Annotated in this window: 12 protein-coding genes and 1 tRNA gene; 2 read left to right on the top strand and 11 right to left on the bottom strand. The window is 44.1% G+C overall.

Annotated features, from left to right (window positions below):
• Positions 1–294: 294 nt before the first annotated feature.
• The 6 genes from ACW6QF_RS01855 to ACW6QF_RS01830 all read right to left on the bottom strand — a co-directional run bounded on the left by ACW6QF_RS01855 (position 295) and on the right by ACW6QF_RS01830 (position 14,032).
• Positions 295–2,382, bottom strand: a complete 2,088-nt coding sequence (locus ACW6QF_RS01855; protein WP_456086596.1) for a BT4734/BF3469 family protein — start codon at positions 2,380–2,382, stop codon at positions 295–297.
• A 40-nt stretch (positions 2,383–2,422) separates the two neighbouring features.
• Positions 2,423–2,806, bottom strand: a complete 384-nt coding sequence (locus ACW6QF_RS01850) for an HU family DNA-binding protein (protein WP_456086595.1) — start codon at positions 2,804–2,806, stop codon at positions 2,423–2,425.
• 555 nt (positions 2,807–3,361) lie between these two features.
• Positions 3,362–5,275 (bottom strand): RagB/SusD family nutrient uptake outer membrane protein, encoded by a 1,914-nt coding sequence (locus ACW6QF_RS01845; RefSeq protein ID WP_298550667.1) that lies wholly within the window; start codon positions 5,273–5,275, stop codon positions 3,362–3,364.
• Positions 5,276–5,287: 12 nt separating this feature from the next.
• Positions 5,288–8,356: a SusC/RagA family TonB-linked outer membrane protein gene (locus ACW6QF_RS01840; protein WP_456086594.1), complete on the bottom strand. Its 3,069-nt coding sequence runs from the start codon at positions 8,354–8,356 to the stop codon at positions 5,288–5,290.
• A 657-nt stretch (positions 8,357–9,013) separates the two neighbouring features.
• Positions 9,014–10,921 carry a RagB/SusD family nutrient uptake outer membrane protein gene (locus ACW6QF_RS01835; protein WP_456086593.1) on the bottom strand — a complete coding sequence of 636 codons (1,908 nt, stop codon included), beginning with the start codon at positions 10,919–10,921 and terminating at the stop codon, positions 9,014–9,016.
• 12 nt (positions 10,922–10,933) lie between these two features.
• On the bottom strand, positions 10,934–14,032 hold the full coding sequence (locus ACW6QF_RS01830) for a SusC/RagA family TonB-linked outer membrane protein (RefSeq protein ID WP_456086592.1): 3,099 nt from the start codon (positions 14,030–14,032) through the stop codon (positions 10,934–10,936).
• Between the two features lie 473 nt (positions 14,033–14,505).
• On the opposite strand from ACW6QF_RS01830, the gene ACW6QF_RS01825 reads away from it, so the two are divergent.
• Complete coding sequence (locus tag ACW6QF_RS01825) at positions 14,506–14,841, top strand: helix-turn-helix domain-containing protein (protein WP_298550658.1); 336 nt, start codon at positions 14,506–14,508, stop codon at positions 14,839–14,841.
• An 11-nt stretch (positions 14,842–14,852) separates the two neighbouring features.
• Here the strand turns inward: ACW6QF_RS01825 and ACW6QF_RS01820 are convergent.
• Positions 14,853–14,925, bottom strand: a tRNA-Trp gene (locus ACW6QF_RS01820).
• Positions 14,926–15,101: 176 nt separating this feature from the next.
• Between ACW6QF_RS01820 and ACW6QF_RS01815 the strand changes: the two genes are divergently transcribed.
• Positions 15,102–16,604, top strand: a complete 1,503-nt coding sequence (locus ACW6QF_RS01815) for a glutamine synthetase family protein (RefSeq protein WP_456086591.1) — start codon at positions 15,102–15,104, stop codon at positions 16,602–16,604.
• An 8-nt stretch (positions 16,605–16,612) separates the two neighbouring features.
• Here ACW6QF_RS01815 and ACW6QF_RS01810 read toward each other — a convergent pair whose 3' ends face one another.
• The 4 genes from ACW6QF_RS01810 to nhaD are packed head-to-tail and all read right to left on the bottom strand — an operon-like array spanning position 16,613 to position 19,686.
• The gene (locus ACW6QF_RS01810) at positions 16,613–17,206 is read right to left on the bottom strand and encodes a uracil-DNA glycosylase family protein (protein ID WP_456086590.1); all 594 of its coding nucleotides are present in this window, start codon (positions 17,204–17,206) and stop codon (positions 16,613–16,615) included.
• Positions 17,206–17,562: an arsenate reductase family protein gene (locus ACW6QF_RS01805; protein WP_298550652.1), complete on the bottom strand. Its 357-nt coding sequence runs from the start codon at positions 17,560–17,562 to the stop codon at positions 17,206–17,208. Before ACW6QF_RS01805 ends, ACW6QF_RS01810 begins: the two co-directional genes overlap by 1 nt.
• Before the next feature lie 12 nt (positions 17,563–17,574).
• The gene (locus tag ACW6QF_RS01800; protein ID WP_456086589.1) at positions 17,575–18,210 is read right to left on the bottom strand and encodes a hypothetical protein; all 636 of its coding nucleotides are present in this window, start codon (positions 18,208–18,210) and stop codon (positions 17,575–17,577) included.
• A 45-nt stretch (positions 18,211–18,255) separates the two neighbouring features.
• A complete protein-coding gene (gene nhaD / locus ACW6QF_RS01795; RefSeq protein ID WP_298550648.1) occupies positions 18,256–19,686 on the bottom strand; it encodes a sodium:proton antiporter NhaD in 1,431 nt (476 codons plus the stop codon).
• Positions 19,687–19,826 lie beyond the last annotated feature (140 nt).

Raw genomic sequence — 19,826 nt, 5'->3', positions numbered from 1 at the left:
GGAAGGCACAGTCAATAAAACTAAAGCTATCAAAAGACAAATGTTCAACAGGGCAAGCATTACCTTGCTTTGCAATAAACTTACTAGCTTTAACACATGAACTGCCCCGAAAATGACGAAGAACCAAAGAATTAAAGAATTATATCACTCCATCACTTTGCTTGTTGTTAACTGATTGTTTATTAGGTTTATAATGCGTGATAGATACTCGAAATATCTATCACGTTTGTATCACGTTTGTATCACTTATGTATCACTCATGTGTCACTGTTTCTGAAAGAGAGAAGTCTTTTTTTAGGACTTGTTCAGCTCAACTACCTGATATATAGTACCTCTGTTGCTTCTTTTCGACGGGATGCCGTTCCGTTTTAAAAGACGTCCGAAATTGGAGATAACGTTTTTTGTGTAGTTGAAATCGCGTTGCTTCTGCTTGATCCGCCCTAAAATCTCTATCGATAGTAGAAATTCGCCTGCCTCATTCTTTTTCGGGAGCCGGAAATATTGCAGGAACAGTTGTTCTTCGGGCGGTATTTGCTGGAATTGCCGGTTGTTGGCGACGATTTCGGTTTCTTCCTCGTGTGTGAACCAGTAGCGTTCGCTGTTTGCCAATGCTTCCATCGCCTGTGCATACAGCTGTTCGTAGTCGATCGGCTGTACATAATCGATGGTGTCTGTGACTTCGATGCAAATGAAACGCCGGCTACCGGTCGGGTCGGTCAGGATATTGAAGTTGTTGCTTGTCGCGATGAATGTGGCGTAACGTCTCAAATTCCTGTTGGCCGTCTGGTAGGGCAACCGTGTGCTGACATTCGCTTTTTGCAGGATGTGCTTCAGGTAGCTTTGCTGCGTCTCCTTGACGGAATCGAACTCGTCTATGTTTACCAAGGCATAGCGGTGCAAAGCCAGTTCCGTATCCCGGCGCTTGCTGAAGTCGATGCTGTCTGTGTAGAACTGCCGCAGTTCGGAAGGCAGGATGTTCAGGCAATACGTCGATTTGCCGCACCCCTGGTCGCCGACGAGTAGGGGAGTAGTGCTGTTGCCATGCTCCAGGTCCAACCCTAACCAGTGCGCCACCATGCTGAGGAACCACCGGTAGAAGTGGTCGGCCCATCGGAGATTGTTGCAAGGTACACGTTCGGCAAGTTCCCGGATGTGATCTTTGCCATCCCATTTGGGCAGATGTCCGAGGTATTCTTCTATCGGGAAAAAAGCGGGTATGTTGTCCGAGTAGACATACCGTTCGATGTCTTTGTCCCAGACATTCAGTCCTTCTTTGTGCGCTTCCGTGCAGATGGAGTTGCGGACTTCGCGAGTGAAAGGGCTGAATGTGAAACGTAGGAGCGATTTGTCCCGATATTCCACTTCGCCGCTCATCTTGTTGCTTCTGATTTCGTAACGGCGCAGCATGAATTCTTCTAATTGCAAAGTCAGCGACATGATTTCCGGCATGAATGTCTTCCCGGCGAGTGCTTCTTTCAGAGTGTAGACGGATCGGAAAGTCATGCGTATTTCCATCTCTTTGGGTTTCATGTTGTTGTAAAGTAGCGTGCATTGTACGGCATCCTCTTCGGGGATACCGGCTTTCAGGCAATTCTCGGCTAATAGGGTAAAGACCGGTTTGAGATTCTCGTCTTTTATCTGTCCGGATTTTCGGATGGCGTCTACCATCGCTATGCTGAACAGTGTGGCGATCCGGTAGTTGCGTGACATACCGGGCATTAGCCTTTGAAGCGGGGCGGATGGCTCTTCCGGGATGATGCGGATCTCTTCCGAATCCGGCATCTGTGCCGGTTGCTCGATCCGGATGGCAACGGCGTCGGGGTTATATACCGGTTGCGGGTCGTAGCTCATGCGGCATCCGTGCTGTGGGACCGGCTCTTTCAGCGTGATGTTACGTCCTAATTGCGGCTGGTAATATTTGACTGCCGTCAGATAGGCTTGCGAGTGGAATCGTTTGACCTGTTCGGGTGAACGTGGAAGCGCTCCGTCCGGCAGTGTGAACGGGATCACGATTTTCACGCTTTTTCCGCTAAAGCCGATGAATGCCAGTAGCGTTTGTGGCATCATGGCGGCTTGTTGCCTGATTTGTACCGCTTCTTGCAAGTCGGAAAGATGGTTTACTTCGAGCAGCACCAATCCCGAATAGTCGCGCATGGGAGGGGCGGGTTCGCCTGTCTTGCGGAAAGTCCCGCCGAAAACGATCACCGGAAGTTTCTTTATGAAACTGTTTTGCGTGCCGGGCAGTGCAAACATGACTTTGTCGCGCGTGGTGCTGACCGGTTTGTTGAGGTTCTCTGTCCGCAGGGCGGTCAGCAGTTTTTCCATTTCCACGGAACGCATGACGAGCGTTCCCTTTTCATATCGATATAACGTTACCTTCATCTTTGATTGTCTTTTAAAATCATGGATTTCAACTTGTAAATCATTTCCACCTTTCGAACTTGAGCTTTTTCATGAACTTCTTCATTTCCGGATCAGCCTTGATGCATAGGCGTTTGGCTTTCACGCGATGGGGCGTGCAGTCTTTCGGATCTTCATATCCTTCGCTTCCTGCCGAGAGGAACAATGTCCCTATGCCGTGAAGATTTACGATGTACCCCCTATCCAGCTGGAACTGGATTTCGCGTCCGATCTCGATTATGGCAGCCAGTACGTCGCCTCTTGACAGCGTGCACCGGGTAGAGATGCACGTTGCCAGTTGTTCGGTCGATACTTGCCCGGATGTTACCGGAACGCCATAATAGCGGATTTTTTCTGTTTCTCCGCTTTTGTCCACTTTGGGACGTACTACATAAGCATGTGACATAAGCTGTATTTTTGATAAAACCAATGAATAAAACTGAGAAAAGTGCCCGATTAACTTTCTTTACACCCGGATTTACATTTCTGAACACCCGGGTGATGGCGGTCTGTACATGGGGGTGTAGGGGTTGGGAACATCCGGATGTATATGACTTTAAGTCCTTACAAAGATAATAAAAATATGGGGCAAATGCAAGAAAATCAACAGGTTTTTTCAAATATAGTTGGTTCGTTTTTGTATGTCGGAAAGGCAAGGGGAAAGTCAAGATGATGTGATAGATGGGTGATAGAGCAGTGATAGAGTTGTGATAGATATAATGGAAATATATTATGTTTCTATTCATTGATTATTAGTCTGTTATGAATATTTTGTGATAGAGTGATAGATAAATTTGAAAATAAAGTATATGTGTGAAGTGTTTCATTGACAGGGGCGGCTTATAAAAAAGAAGAAAGGAAGAGAATTGCTTCCCTTCCTTTTTTCGTATGAGGTTGATGGTCGTTATTCCATTCCTGGGTTCTGAACCATTGCTGTGTTACGTTTGATTTCGACAAATAATTAATACCCCGGATTCTGAACCAATGCTGTATTACGGTTCATTTCGTCACGATGGATTGGAGCGAAATACAGTTTGTTGTCCCATTTACGTACTTCACGGAAGCTTAAATCAAGCACTTGGTAAGTGTAATTCCATTTATCATCGTTGTGTACGTATGGTAATTTAGAGGTCTGTCCTGATTTCAAACGAGCAATTACAACAATACCGGTCGGTTCGCGAGTTACATCAGAAGTAATCATCCAACGACGAATGTCATAGAAACGTGAATCTTCATAAGCTAATTCGGAACGACGTTCCTGACGCAAAAATTCACGCAGGTCAGCTTGATTGAACGCTTTACCTCGGATTGATAAAGTTGTTTTTGTATCTGGACGACCGATACGGTTACGCAAAGCATCCAAATAAGTTGTAGCTTCGTCAAGTTTGTTTAATTCGATTGCAGCTTCGGCTGCGATCAAGTACATTTCAGCTAAACGAATGTATGGGTAGGTTGCAGTTTGCCAATTATGCTCGGTTGCATCAAATGATGTATCGATTAGTTTTTTTTCTATATAACCGGTGTAAGAACCATTCCAGTTTTCGATTGACGACTGTCGGGTGTCCACACCTACGATACCGGTAAAACTTTCACGGGAAGTTACTTCGCCTGTTGAAGAATAACCTGTCACTACATCGACAGTTGTTCCGTCAGGTGATTCGTAAAAACCCATTTGTAATGTTCCAAGTGGAGTCGGGTCGAGTGCAGTTGCGTCGGATCCACGAGGACGCCCCCATTCCAGACCATCGTAACCGATAGTGGCATAGAAACGCGGTTCGCGGTTGTAATACGGATTTGATGTCACTTTTTCTCCTGGTTTACGCAAATCTTCATATAGGCTTCCGTCTTCCATTTCGAACGACATAACCAAGTCATTAGTTGGACAAACGCCACCCCAATTATGGTAACCGTTCGGACCATGACAGATAGCGGCGCGATTGCGAAGCATATTTTCGTCTACATCTTTATTTATAAATTGCTTATACCAGATGGATTCCGAGTTGTTGGTCAATGCTATGTTATGGAAATTGTTGGTTATTTCTTCTATAGTCCCTGCATTGCAATTGACTAAATTGTAGATACCACTGTTAATGACGTCTTTTGCTGCTTGTAGAGTCTGTTCGTAAAGGGCTTGGCGGTCGCCATTGTATTGATTGCATTCTAAAGTGTTTATTGAACGGTCAGCAAACAATGGACTGGCGACGTGAAGCATTACTCGAGCTTTCAAAGCCATGGCTGCGCCTTTTGTCGCACGACCGGCATCTGCAGATTCGGGTAACAAGGTGATCGCTTTTTCTAAATCGGACAATATAAAATTCAAACAATCAGCCATGTTGCTACGCGGAACTTGCAAAGTAGAGGCTTCTTCAAGACTATAAGTTTTGTCTATCAGAGGAATACCACCGAAGCCACGCATCATCTCCGTATAGAGATATGCACGAAGGAAGTACGTTTCTCCTTTCATAATACTTAAATCATAACCTACTTTTTCAGGGACATTATCGATATTGGATAATATGAGATTGGCTTCATAAATACCTTTGTAACGTTCTTTCCAATAGAATGGACAGTTTCCATCGTCATACCAACCAACATCACTGGGGGAAATGGTTCCTTCGTTCACGGCTTTGCAACCATAATCGTGCGTGAAGTAAGCATCATCTGTCATTGCTGTAGTGCTACATTCATCAGATCCATGGCGTACAAAACTGTAAACATCATTTACAATTGCTTGTACCAAGCCTGCATCTGACCACACTGCATCTCCATCATACTGGTCGGCGGGTGTCAGATTCATAAAATCCGAACATGCACTCATTGAGGCTATGAAGCCTGTAGCAAGTAGTAAACCTATTTTTTTCGATATCTTATTCATAATTCAATCATTTTAAAAAGTTGCTTGTACACCAAAATTAATCACTCTTCTCACCGGATAAGAGTTCAAATCTTCAGATCTTGCTTCTGGATCAGCATCTTTAACCCCATCAATGGTGAACAGGTTGCTGCCATTTGTATAGAGACGTAACTTAGAGAACCCTGCTTTTTTCATCCAGTCGCCCGAGAAAGAATATCCGATTTCAAGGTTTTTCAGACGCAGATAATTAGCATTACGCAGGAAAATAGTGCTATAGTTATTGGGGTTCGCCCAATACTGGTTCTCACGTTCATAAGTGCGTGGACCATTTTTGTATGGTTCATCGGCTGTCCAACGTTCGTCGTAGTAGCTTTTCAGGAAGTTTCCAATCGTACCTGACCATGTCATGATATATACTTGGCCACCTGTAGCACCTTGGAAAAGAGCCATTAAATCCCAACCACGCCAATTCAAACCGAGGGTTAAACCTCCTACGAAGCGTGGTTCGTCGGTTTTGTCGGAACGGACTTTATCGTTGGCATCGATTACTCCGTCATTGTTGTAATCAACAAACTTTACGTCTCCCGGAACGGTTCCTTCCCAATGTGGGTAGGAGTCAATTTCAGCTTGATCGTTGAAGATACCGTCTGCAATATAATATAAGTCTGAACCTACTGGCATTCCAGTCGATTTTTGGTATTCCGGCACCCCAGGAGTCTCATCCCAGAAAAGAATTTTATTGCGGGCGTAGGTCATATTGAATGATGCATAATATTCCACTTCGCCAATGCGATCATTCCAGCTGGCCAACATTTCGAAACCACGGTTTTTCATTTCTCCTAAATTTTCGCGTGGAAGGGTAATACCTGTGATTTCAGGTAATGATGCATTGCGGGAAATCAACATATTAGTACGTTTGTGATAAAAAGCGTCAGCTTCTATGCTCAAACGGTTATTCAAGAATTTGAAATCAAGACCTACGTCGTATGTTGTACCAACTTCCCATGTGATTTTTTCGTTCGGTGTACGGGTCGGATATAAACGTTGTGACTCTGTTGTCCCGAATGGAATACCATAATTACGGAATCCGTAAGTGTTCAGATACTGGATGGAACGATCGTAGTTCCCATCGGCATTTAGCAAAGCATCGTTTCCTGTTTGTGATACGGAACCTCTCAGTTTGAAGTAATCGATAAAGCGAATATTTTCTTTCCACCAGCTTTCTTCAGAGACACGCCAAGCAGCAGATACGCCAGGGAAGAAACCGTAGCGTTCACTTTTGGGGAAACGATAAGAACCGTCAGCACGCCATACGAACTCAACCAGATAACGCTCCAAATAGTTGTAAGAAAGACGTCCAAAATAATTTAAACGGGATTCTTCCCAAGAATAACCTTCTGCTAACTGATTTGTAGCACCTCCTAAGTTTAACTCCGGTTTAGAATCTGTAAGGAAGCCAACGCGCTTAGCTAATGTGTATTCATAATGCTTTTTCTGAGCTTCCACACCAAAAGTAATACCAATGGTATGTTTACCGAATGTGCGGTTGTAATCAATCATCGCATTGGTCATCCAATCGGTCTGTTCGGAATGTTCACGTGTCAATTCCGGACTGCTGAGCCATTGTGCTGAAGCCGAAAGGCCGGAAGCATCACGGTTAATACCGTCCCACGAGTAAAGAATAATAGGTTTCTTTAATAGATTACGGTTGTAGAAATGGATGTCGTATGAAGCATTGCCACGTAAAGTCAAACCTTCAATCCAAGGTATCTTTACTTCTGCTGAAATATTGTTTTGTACATAGTAGTTTTTTTGTTTGTCGAAGCCTGCAGCATCGGTACAGGTTACAGCTGGATTATCACCACGTTCAATAGCTGGGCCTGGTTCGCCTGTAGGCCAGAAAGCAGGTGATGTTGGAAAGCTTCGACGTGCACCGTTGAAAATGTCTCCTGCACTTTTAGCTGGGTATTGAGTATATTCGAATCGACCTGTCGTGCCAAGAGTGAACTTCACATATTTACTTGGAGTTATATCTAAGTTTGTACGGAGACTGTACTGGTCGTAACGGTTGGCGGAGTTTTTATACAATCCATCTTCACCATTGGCTGCTAAGTTTACAAAATACTTAACTTTTTCTGTACCTCCATTTACACCTAAATCTACTCGATAAAGGGGAGAAGCTGGCTTTAATATGGTATTGAACCAGTCTGTATTAGGATAACCCCAAGGATCTTCACCGGATTGGAATTTACCTAAAGCATCTTCGGTATAGGTTCCGGGATTAATTTCGTTGATCATTGTTGCATATTCATAGGCATTGGCCATTTTAGGTATGCGGGTAGGTTGTGAGAAACCTGCATTTGCGTTAAAGCTAACGGAAGGTTTCCCTTCTTTACCCCGTTTGGTTGTAATCAAGATTACGCCGTTGGCTGCGCGTGCTCCATAGATGGCAGCAGAGGCGTCTTTCAAAACAGACATAGATTCGATTTCGTTTGGATTGATACGGTTCATTCCACCATCACGGTCGGGTATACCATCAATTACAATTAACGGATCTTTACTGCCTAATGAATTTGTACCACGGATACGAATGGTTGTACTACCACCACCGGGTTCGTCGGCTGTCTGAAAACCGATAACACCTGGCATTCGTCCTACCATGGCGTTGGTTAGATTGGAAGTCGGAGAAGCTTTCAGTTCTTCACCGGTTACACTGGCAACGGAACCTGTCACAGTCACTTTCTTTTGTGTGCCGTAACCGACTACTACGACTTCTTCCAGTTTTTGAGTGTCTTCTTTTAAAGTTACATTGATCGTGGATTGGCTGCCAACCGGAACTTCTTGCGATTGATAGCCGATGTAAGAAAAGACGATAGTCGAATTGGAGGGTACCTCCAACGTATAATTACCGTCGATGTCGGTAATTATACCGATTGTAGTTCCTTTTACTGATACGTTGACACCGATTAGGGGTTCACCGGTCACATCCACTACGGTACCTTTTATGGTCTTTTGCTGTGCAAATGCCGTAGCTGTAAACATGACGCAAAGCAAAAAGCAGCCGAGCGTCCTGAATAAATGGTTTAAAGAATATCTTTCCATGTTTTAGAGATATTAAATGAATATAAGGTTAAAAACGTTAATGGATAACTACTTATCCGTTTTGTGAATAGATGAATTGAGCTATGTTTTCATAGGCGATAGTAATTTAATTAGACGTATGTTTGTAAAGAATAATTGCATTGAAGATTTTTTACCTGGTCGCATTTAATTTAACTTTTTAGGTTAACATTGAGTTTCTTACGGAAATGTTTCTGTAATGAAACACAAGCCCTGTTAACAATTATGAACTTGTTCCGGGAACAAAAGTGGGCAAAAAGGAGATAGAATCAAAATAAATGTATAAAAATGTTTTGGCTTGTAATTGTTTATTGCGTTGTGTAATTTTACTGTGCTTTTTCAGAAATGATAAGATCAACATATAGAGATGTTTGTTGATTTACATATGTTTTTTTTGTGCTTGGATTGCAATAATGGTTTTGTCTTGATCCATAAACAGACAAAAAAAGGACAGTGGATAAGCCACTGTCCTTATAAAGGATGAGAATTTGATTAATCATCATATCTCGGATTTGAATCAGATAGTGAAGATGTTTGTGTGTAAACCTGTTAAAATGTGATATCTAAACTACCTACTGTATGATTACTCCATACTCCGTTGCATTTAGCTCGACAAACAATATGTCTGTTGATTAATTATTAGTTCATTCCCGGATTTTGTACCAGTAATTCATTACGATTCATTTCGTTACGTGAAATAGGTGCAAAATACATTTTGTTGTCCCATCTACGATTTTCACGAAAACTCAAACTTTGGATGTAGTAATGATAATCCCATGTTTCTTCGTTGTGGATGTAGGGCTTGTTGGCTGTTTTGCCCGGTTTCAACCTTGCGAATACCAGTACGCCGGTCAACTCTTTGTTGTTTGTTTCCGGGGCGATCATCCAACGGCGGACATCGAAATAACGGTGTCCTTCGTAGGCAAATTCGACACGGCGTTCATGACGTGTAAATTCACGCATATCTGCTTGGTTGAATGATTTGCCTTGTGCCGTCAATGCTTCTTTTGTCGGTTTCAGGTCGATACGTTCGCGGATCGCATCCAAGTACTTGGTCGCTTCTTCCAATTGATTCAACTCGACGCAGGCTTCTGCGGCTATCAGATACATTTCGGCTAAGCGGAGGAATGTCCAAGGTACGTTTTGTGGGTAGTTTTGCCCATCGACTGTCGGATCGATCAGTTTGCGTTCATAGTAACCGGTCCAAGAACCGTTCCAGTCTTCGATCGGTCCTTTGCGAGTATCGATACCATTCATGCCTTTGAATTTGACTTCACTGCCGTTCGGAAGTGTTAATTCGATATTGGCGTCACCATCTGTTACTTCGTAGTAACCACACTGCAAACGGCCTAACGGTGTAGGGTCTAATCCTTTTGCATCTGCTGGACGCGGACGTCCCCATTCATTTCCATCTGTACCGACAGTCGCATAGAAGCGAGGTTCGCGACCATTATACGGATTACCTATTTGATGATCACCTGTCTTTGTCATACCGGTTCCGAGTGTTGCATCTTCATATTCGAATGCCATGACCAAATCTTGTGTCGGGGTCATACCTGACCAGTTATGATAACCATTCGGACCATGTTGGAGAGGTAGCCAGTTACGATCTACTCCATCCATAGACAACTGGCCAAATTGGCGCGTCCAGATTTGTTCGTTGTTGTTGGTGGTCATGATCTTGTTCCATTTGTTTGCTCTTTCCGTGTTGATCCCACCTTGACAGTTAATCAAAGAGTATAAACCGGAATTGATAACTTCGTCGGCGGCAGCTTTTGCCTGGCGGTATAGTTCCGCCCGATCACCATTGTATTGGTTACATGCTAATGTGTTTACTGTACGGTCTGCATATAAAGGACTTGCCACATGTAACAAGACTCTTGCTTTTAGTGCTGTTGCCGCATATTTTGTTGCACGGCCGAGTTTTGCGTCAGAGACGGTTTCGGGCAAATTATCTTCTGCCATTTTACAGTCCGCCAAGATCAATTCCAGACATTCGTTGATTGTGTTTCGAGGTTGTTTCATGGCTTCTACGTCGTTCATGTCTGCAACAGCTTCGGTAACTAAAGGAACGCCTCCATAACCTCTTAACAGTTCGGTATATAACCAAGCACGAAGAAAATGAGCTTCCCCTTTCAACTGATTCAAGTCATAATTGTTGTCTTGTGGTACGTTTCCGATATTTTTAATTATCAGGTTCGCATAACGGATGCCTTTGTACATACGTGGCCATTTGAATGGACAGTTGTCATTATCGTACCATTGCAAATCGCTTTCCGAAATATTGGCTTCATTAACGGCGATTTGCCCATAGTTGTGTGTAAAGTAGGCATCATCTGTCAAGCCGTCAGTCGTATGTTCTTTTGCTCCGTCGCGTACGTAAGTATATACACGATTGACAAGTGCTTCCGTCAATCCGGCAGAAGAGAACACTTCTGTTTCTTCATATTCGTTAGCGGGTGAAATATCCATGAAATCCGAACATGAGCTTAATGATAGGGTTGCTCCGAATGCCAAAGCTATCAATGTTTTATTAATATTTTTCATAATGTCTCAAATTTAGAATGTAATTGTTGCACCGAAGTTTACTACGCGTCTTTGTGGATACTCCTTACCTGTATCGTTTGCTTCCGGGTCTTGGACCTTTACGCCATCGATCGTGAACAAGTTGGTTGCATTTGCATATACGCGTAAATTGGAAATACCTGCTTTTTGGATTGCCGGGAAATTGAATGTATAACCGATTTCCACATTCTTCAAGCGCAAGTAGTCTGTATTCTTCAAATAATAGGTGTTTCTGTTGGATACCCAATATTCGTTTTCACGGTTGAAAATACGTGGATGGACGCTACTTGGATTTTCCGGAGTCCAACGGTTTTTAAATGTCTCTTTGTAGAAGTTTCCGGCTTCACCGGCACGTTCACGCCAAACATATGTTTCACCGCCTACGGCTCCTTGGAACAACATCATAATGTCGAAGTTATTCCAATTGGCACCCAATGTCACACCGGCGACAAATTTCGGCTCTGCGTTCTTTTTGCTGCGGACTCTATCGTCTGCATCGATTTTGCCGTCACCGTTTACATCTTTGAATTTGATGTCGCCCGGACGTGCTCCGCTCCATTTCGCTTTTGTCGCGTCTACTTCGGCTTGGTCTTTAAATACGCCGTCATAAACATAATACAAGTCTGTGTTGGCTAAATGACCGGTCGATTTTTGGTATTCCGGAACACCTGGTACTTCGTCCCAAAACAGAATCTTATTCTTTGCGTATGTCATGTTGACGGATGCGTGGTAATCAACTTTGCCGACGCGGTCTTGCCAACTGATCAACGATTCGAAACCGCGGTTACACATTTCACCCAAGTTTTCACGTGGTAATGTGATACCGGATGTTTCGGGAAGAGAAGCATTACGATAGATCAGCATGTTGGTACGTTTGTGGTAGAAAATATCACTTTCCCAAGACAGGCGATTCTGTAGAAATTTGAAGTCCAAACCAACGTTGTAAGTTGTACCTACTTCCCATGTGATATTAGGGTTAGGTGTACGTGTGGGTTCCAAATAAGGAGAATATGTGTTACCATACAGATAATAGCCTGAGAATTTGTAAGTACTTAAATATTGTACGGAACGGTCCAAATTACCATCGGCATTGAGTAAGGCGTCATTACCAGTCTGTGAGATAGAACCACGCAATTTGAAGTAATCTATGAAACGAACATTTTCTTTCCACCAGTTTTCTTCAGAAACACGCCATGCGGCAGATACACCGGGAAAGAAGCCGTATCGTTTGTTTTTCGGGAAACGGTAAGAACCGTCTGCACGCCATACGAATTCAATCAAATAACGTTCCAAATAATTATAAGAAACGCGGCCGAAATAGTTCAGACGGGCTTCCTTCCAAGAATTTCCGCTGTTGGTCATGTCGGTAACACCTCCTAAATCCAAATCTTCTTTTGATGTGGACAAGAAGTATTTGCGGAAAGCGGAAACATAATTTTCATCTCTCTTTTCTGCTTCAATACCGGCTGTGATACCGATGGTATGATCACCGAATGTACGATTGTAGTTGGCAACCGCATTGGCCATCCAAAAAGTCTGATCTGTTCGTTGTTCAGTCATTTCGGGTGTGGCCGGGCCTTTCTGTCCGGCAGATAGCTTGTGTTCTGCATTGCCATCCCAAGAATAGAGCATATAAGGAGTTCTGAAGTGGTGACGGTTTTTGAAATATTTGTCGTATGTACCGCTACCTGTCAAAGTCAAGCCTTCTACTCCTGGAATTTTGATGTTGATCTTTAAAGTATTCTGTAAATAATAATCCTTTTGATTATCCTTACCGGTGGCATCTGTTCCCATTACTACCGGATTGTGTCCGTATTCGATATCCGGACCCGGTTCGCCGGAAGGCCAATAACCAGTCTGATTGGGTTTCGAACGAACTAAAGCCGTGAAGATATCACCTGCTCCGTAAGTCGGATAATGGCGGATTTCCATACGGGAAATCGTACCGTAAGAAACATCGATGTAGTCGTTGATTTTTGCATCGATGTTGGCACGGATGCTGTATTGGTCGTAGCGGTTGGCTGATTTCTTGTAGATACCGTCTTCGCCGTTGGCTGCCAGATTCAGATAGAATTTGAACTTGTCGGAACCTCCGTTTATGCTGACATCGTGGCGGTAGATCGGAGATACGTTTTTGATCGCTTCATCGTACCAGTTTGTGTTCGGATGTCCCCACGGGTCTTGTCCGTTGCGGAAAAGTTCGAGGTCTTCTTGTGTGTATTTCGGGGAACCGCCTGCATTTGTACTGATTTCGTTCAGTAACACGGAATACTCGTAAGCGTTACAAACTTCCGGCAAACGTGTAGGAGATGCGAATCCCATGTTTCCTGTATAGGTGACTGTCGGTTTTCCTTCTTTACCCCTTTTGGTTGTTACAAGGATTACACCGTTTGCGGCACGTGAACCGTAGATGGCTGCGGCTGCGTCTTTCAATACGGAAATGGACTCGATTTCATTTGGGTTGATACGATCCAAGCCGCCGGCACGTCCTGGTACACCGTCAATAACGATCAACGGGTCTTTGCTACCCAAGGAGTTGGTTCCGCGGATACGGATGGTTGTTCCGCCACCGCCCGGTTCGTCTGAGCGTTGGAATCCGATCACGCCTGGCATACGACCCACCATACCGTTGGTCAGGTTGGTTGTTGGAGATGCTTTCAGCTCTTCCCCTTTAAGAGTAGCAACAGCACCGGTAAGAGATGCTTTTTTCTGGACGCCATAACCCACGACTACAACTTCATCAATATTTTGAGTGTCTTCGTTTAGTGTTTGATTGATTACACTTTGGCTGCCAATAGGAATTTCAGCGGTTTTATAGCCGATAAAAGAGAATACGAGGGTTCCGCTGCTGGGTACTTCTAAAGAGTACTTTCCATCAACATCCGTGATCGTACCGATAGTAGTACCTTTTACAGATACGTTCACACCGATAAGAGGTTCACCTGTAGCATCGACAACTGTACCTTTGATGGGCTTTTGTTGTGCAAAAACAACTGTTGTACATAGTACAAAAAGTGATAAGGTTAACATTCGGAAGAGGTTGCTGATGACACCGCTTCGTGTTGAATGTGTTTTCAAAGAAAAGTCTTTCATGTTCTTTCTTTATTAAATGAATATAAGGTTAAAAAAACAATAGGATATTGCTATCCAGCTTAAAAAAATAGAATTTCGAATATTATTTAGATCATAGGCAGTATGAATTAAATGAAACATATATTTTGGAAAAATTGATTATGCTGTATGAAAGAAAATTACGATAGGGGAGCGGCCGCTATAGGTCATCAACCCATTTGTTGAGAATTGCTCTACGATGTATATCTTCGATAGATTGCGTTATACACTCCTTGAACTGTGTTTGAATGACTATTGGTCTCATAATGATTTTTTTAAGTTAACAGTCTATTAAGGGGCCGATCATTTACTTAAAGTAAACACTGACCTTGTTAATAGTTTTAAATTGTATCCGCGGCAAAGATATTACAAAATGTTATATATGCAAAAATAATTGCAATGAAATATTACAAGGTACGCTTATTTTGTTCTGGGACTATTGTTAATTTAGTTACATGAACAGTATATTAGAAAATATAGATACAATTCGAAGGAATAAAGGCTATTCGCAGGAATACATAGCGACTCAAATAGGAATGAAGCAAGCTGGGTTTAGTTTGATTATGTCTGGAGAACGAGAATTGAAATACAATACCTTATTGCAGATTGCAAAGGTGTTGCAGCTCTCTGTAATAGATCTTATCACATTTCCGGAGAAGTATGTTCTCTCCAATGGAGAAGGCATGTCGACTGAAGCTGTTCTGCAAATAAAATTGGACAGCGATAAAAAAGATCAGATATTGAATATTGTGTTTGGGGAACAGATTGCGGAATTGTTGAAATCGAGATGATTCCTTTTTAGCACGGAAGGAGAGGCTCGAACTCCCGACACCTGGTTTTGGAGACCAGTGCTCTACCGACTGAGCTACTTCCGTGTTTGCGGGTGCAAAGGTAAGAGAATATTCTATAATTCCAACTATATGTACAAAAAATAGTTGATAAAACCGCTTATTTTCTCGATTCTTTGGTGATTCCCGGAATTTCTTTTCTATCTTTGATGTAATAGAGTTGTTAATCGGGTATGTAATTTATACAAACAATCAACAAAGACATGAAAGACGAATTAGACATGAATGCCAACCTCTTGGTTGAGTTCCTTCAGAAACCATCTTCCGAATTTACAAAGGCGGATATCGTATCGTACATTAAGGAGAAGAATATCCGGATGGTGAACTTTATGTATCCTGCCGGTGACGGGCGTTTGAAAACATTGAATTTTGTCATTAACAATGCCGCATATCTGGACGCAATCCTGACTTGTGGGGAGCGTGTGGACGGTTCCAGCCTGTTTTCGTTTATCGAGGCGGGTAGCAGCGATTTGTATGTGATTCCGCGTTTCCGTACGGCATTTATCGATCCTTTTTCCGAATTGCCGACATTGAGCATGTTGTGCTCGTTCTTTAATAAGGATGGCGAGCCGCTGGAAAGCTCGCCGGAATATACGTTGCACAAGGCGAGCCGGGCTTTTACGGATGTGACGGGCATGCAGTTCGAGGCGATGGGTGAGTTGGAGTATTACGTGATTGCGGATGAGGAAGATTTGTTCCCGGCAACCGATCAACGTGGGTATCATGAATCGGGGCCTTATGCGAAATTCAATCAGTTCCGTACGCAATGCATGCAATATATCGCCCAAGCGGGAGGACAGATAAAGTATGGGCACTCGGAAGTCGGTAATTTTACCTTGAATGGTAAAATCTATGAACAGAATGAGATTGAATTCCTGCCGACGCGGGTGGAAGATGCAGCCGATCAGTTGATGATCGCCAAATGGGTGATCCGTAATCTGGCATACGAGTACGGGTTGAATATTACGTTTGCCCCGAAGATCACGGCTGGAAAAGCGGGGTCCGGTCTGCATATACATATGCGCATTATGAAGGATGGCAAGAACCAGATGTTGCAGGAGGGCGTTTTGTCGGAAACGGCTCGTAAGGCGATTGCCGGCATGATGAAGTTAGCTCCGTCCATTACGGCTTTCGGTAATACGAATCCGACCTCTTATTTCCGTCTGGTCCCTCACCAGGAGGCTCCGACGAATATTTGCTGGGGCGATCGTAACCGCTCCGTATTGGTGCGCGTTCCGTTGGGATGGGCTGCCAAGAAGGATATGTGTTCGTTGGCAAATCCGTTGGAGACGGATAGCCACTATGATACGACCCAGAAACAGACGGTCGAAATGCGTTCGCCGGACGGATCGGCTGATTTATATCAGTTGTTGGCGGGACTGGCGGTTGCTTGCCGGTACGGGTTTGAAATTCCGGATGCGTTGGATGTGGCCGATAAGACATACGTGAACGTGAATATCCATCAGGAAGAAAACAAGGCGCGTCTGGAAACATTGGACCAGTTGCCGGATAGCTGTGCCGCATCGGCCAAACGCCTGCAGGAGCAGAGGGCGGTATTCGAACAGCATAATGTCTTTAGTCCGAGCATGATCGACGGTATCCTGAAGAAACTGGAAAGTTATAATGATACAACGTTACGCGAAGACCTGGAAAATGATCCTGAAGGGATGCTTGAACTGGTAAACCGGTATTTCCATTGCGGGTAAATACTGATTTATATGTATTTTAAATCTTCGAACATCTTTTTGTATATTGCAGCCTTTTCCTCTAATGGCTTGGGGTAAGCCCTGGAGGAAGAGGGCATGCGATAAAGGCGGAAGATACGGCCTGAAAGGGTAAAGCGGGAGTAGGAGCCGACTTTGGGCTCTTCCAACGGGGGTAACATCGCAATAAGCGTGTCCATTGCCTTTTGGCCTGTAACGACGATTGCTTCGCATTCCGGTATTTTAGCCAGAACCTCGACCGGATCCAACGGTGTGACCACTTGCAGGAAGTTGTCGGAAGCATTATTCTTTAAACGAATGATTTCCATTGCCGTATCACCGATCCCGATCCCTTTTTCCCGGCAGAAGGCTTTTGTTTTCTCTTCACTGAAAGCTTTTTTTGTCTCTAAGAAATATTCTTTATCATTATAGAAAATCAATCCGAGTATCCGCCACATGTCGTTTTGGATATTCGGATAGTAGAAATTCATCGACCAGCGTGCACGTGGAGGAGGGAAACTCCCTAACATCAGCAACTTTGTGTTTGCCGGGAGGAAGAAGCCTAACGGATGCTGTTCTATCGCCTGTGGGACTGGAGTTTCCATTATTTTACCTGCTTGGTCCATTCGTCCGGTTTGAAGCCCACTACTACCTGGTCGTCGCCGACCAAAAGAGGACGCTTGACCAGTTTGCCGTCGGAAGCCAACAAGGCGATCTGTTCCTCTTCGCTCATTGCAGGCAGTTTGTCCTTCAGCCTCATCTCTTTATAAACCTGTCCGCTGGTATTGAAGAAGTTCTTGAGCGGCAACTTGCTGCGTCCGATCCATTCCGTCAGTTCTTCGACGGAAGGATTCCGGTCGATGATGTGACGGTCTTCGTATGTTACCTTATGTTCATCCAGCCACTTTTTGGCATTCCGGCAGGTGCTGCATTTCGGATATTCTAAAAACAGGTAGCTCATGCGGTCACGATATTATTTGTCTTCTTTCTTCTTTCTTTTGGCATCTTCTTTGGCCATCAGCACGACATTGTACACGAAGTCGGTCATCCATTCTTCCGAATAGCCGAGTGTCTCTTTGTATTTCCGTATTCTCCAGGCGACTTTCTGAACGCCGACGTCTTTCCATTCCGAACGGGTTACGATCTCGTGGATCGTTTTCTGGGTCTGCGAATATAACAGCTTTTTCACCAGCATGGAGAAGCGGAACTTCCATTGCATCAAGTTGTCGAGCAGGGAGAAGAGGTCGTTGTTGAATCCCTGGTACATGATGAAATAAGACTTGATGTCGTTTTGCGTCTTACAGTTCTTTTTGATGGACGCGTCGATTTCTTTGAAGAAGTTTTCATTCAATCCGTATTCCTGCATCAGGATTTTGCGGGAACGGGATTTCTCGGCTATCCCCAACTTGTTGTTCTGTGTCGGAATCTTTAGCATCCGTTTAAACAACGCCATATCGTTCAATATGTTGAGGTTGGTGATACCTAACTGTACAGCCATTACCGCCTGGTAATACACGCGGATCAGCGTAACGAACTCCTCTACGGAACCTTTCGATACGATTTCTGTTTCTTCTTCTTTCTTCTTAAATAGCTTAGAAATGAAATTCATTGTGTGTATTTATAATTATTGCCGACAAATATAATAAGAATCTTTCTATATGCCTAATAGTATATTTTGCAGGATGTAAACAGCAGCTCCCGACAGATAGCCCGCCAACGCAAGCAAGGAGATCCGTTTCAGATACCAGATGAAGTTGATCCCTTCCAGCCCCATCACGACGACTCCGGCGGCAGAACCGATGATCAGCATACTGCCACCTACACCGGCACAGTAGGCAAGAAATTGCCAGAACACGCCGTCTTGTACGAAATAGGCCATATAGACCGGATCGGCAGCCGTAGCGATCATAGCGTCTGAAGCGACCGGATACATGCCGATAGCGCCGGCAACGAGAGGAACGTTATCGACGACGGCAGAGAGTGTCCCGATAATCAGGTTAACCGCATATACGTTGCCGATCGTATCGTCCAGCCAGATGGAAAAACTGCCTAAAACACCGCTACAGCGCAGGGCGTCCACAGCCAGCAGGATACCGAGGAAAAACATCAGGGTGGCGCCGTCGATACGGCTCACGACCTTTGACAAACGGAGTTTCAGGTCTTCATTGATAGGCGTCCGCCTGTACATCAGTTCGGTGAATACCCATAAAATGCCGACTCCCATCAGAATCCCCATAAACGGAGGCAGGTGGGTGATCGTCTTGAACACGGGCACGAACAGCAGGCAGAACACGCCGATACAGAGGATAGCCAGTTTTTCGTTCGCTTTCAATACCTTTAATAAAAGGTTATCCCGGTTTTCCTCAAAAGCGTTCGGAGGCGTAACTTTGCCGTGCAGATAGCGGGATATGATCAATACGGGAACCATTGCCGATACGAGACTCGGTAGAAACAGATGCGGGATCGTTGCGGAAGTCGAGATATTCCCTCTTACCCACAACATGATCGTCGTCACGTCGCCGATGGGCGACCAGGCCCCGCCGCTATTGGCGGCGATCACGATGATGCTGCCGAAGATCCAGCGTTCCTTATAGTTACCAATCAGTTTCCGGATCAACATAACCATCACAATAGACGTCGTCAGGTTATCCAGGACGGCCGACATGAAGAAAGTGATCGTGGCAATGACGAACAGTAGTTTCCGTTTGCTATTGGTGGTGATGCGGTTGGTGATAAACATGAATCCTCCGTGTGAATCGACCAGTTCCACGGTGATCATCGCCCCAATAAGGAAAATCAGGGTTTCCGCGATCTCACCGATACTGTTCAGTATCTGGTGGTCGACGACAAAGCGGATGCACTGGTCTACGTAGGGCAGATCCCGCATGAATGGGAATGCATCTAAAAAAAGTTTAAACTCTTCAGCCGAAGCTGTCGGAATGAATTGGGGAGAACCCAATGTATATAAAACCCAAAGGATTGTTCCGGTCAGGAGTGCTGTTCCCGCTTTATTGATTTTTAGCGGATGTTCCAGGGCGATAAGCAAATATCCTATCAGGAACACGATGATCATTGCTGTCAACATAGTGTATCTATTAAATTTAATTCAATGTGACAAAATTAAGAATTTATTATAAGAGAAACACATTTGTTAAGGGCTTTGTTTAGAATTGCCTGGCATATTGTTAAAAAAGCAGGTGACACTGAAAGAATTAACGAATATGC

This window comes from Parabacteroides sp., assembly GCF_977054455.1.
This window is presented reverse-complemented; position numbering and strand designations above follow the sequence as displayed.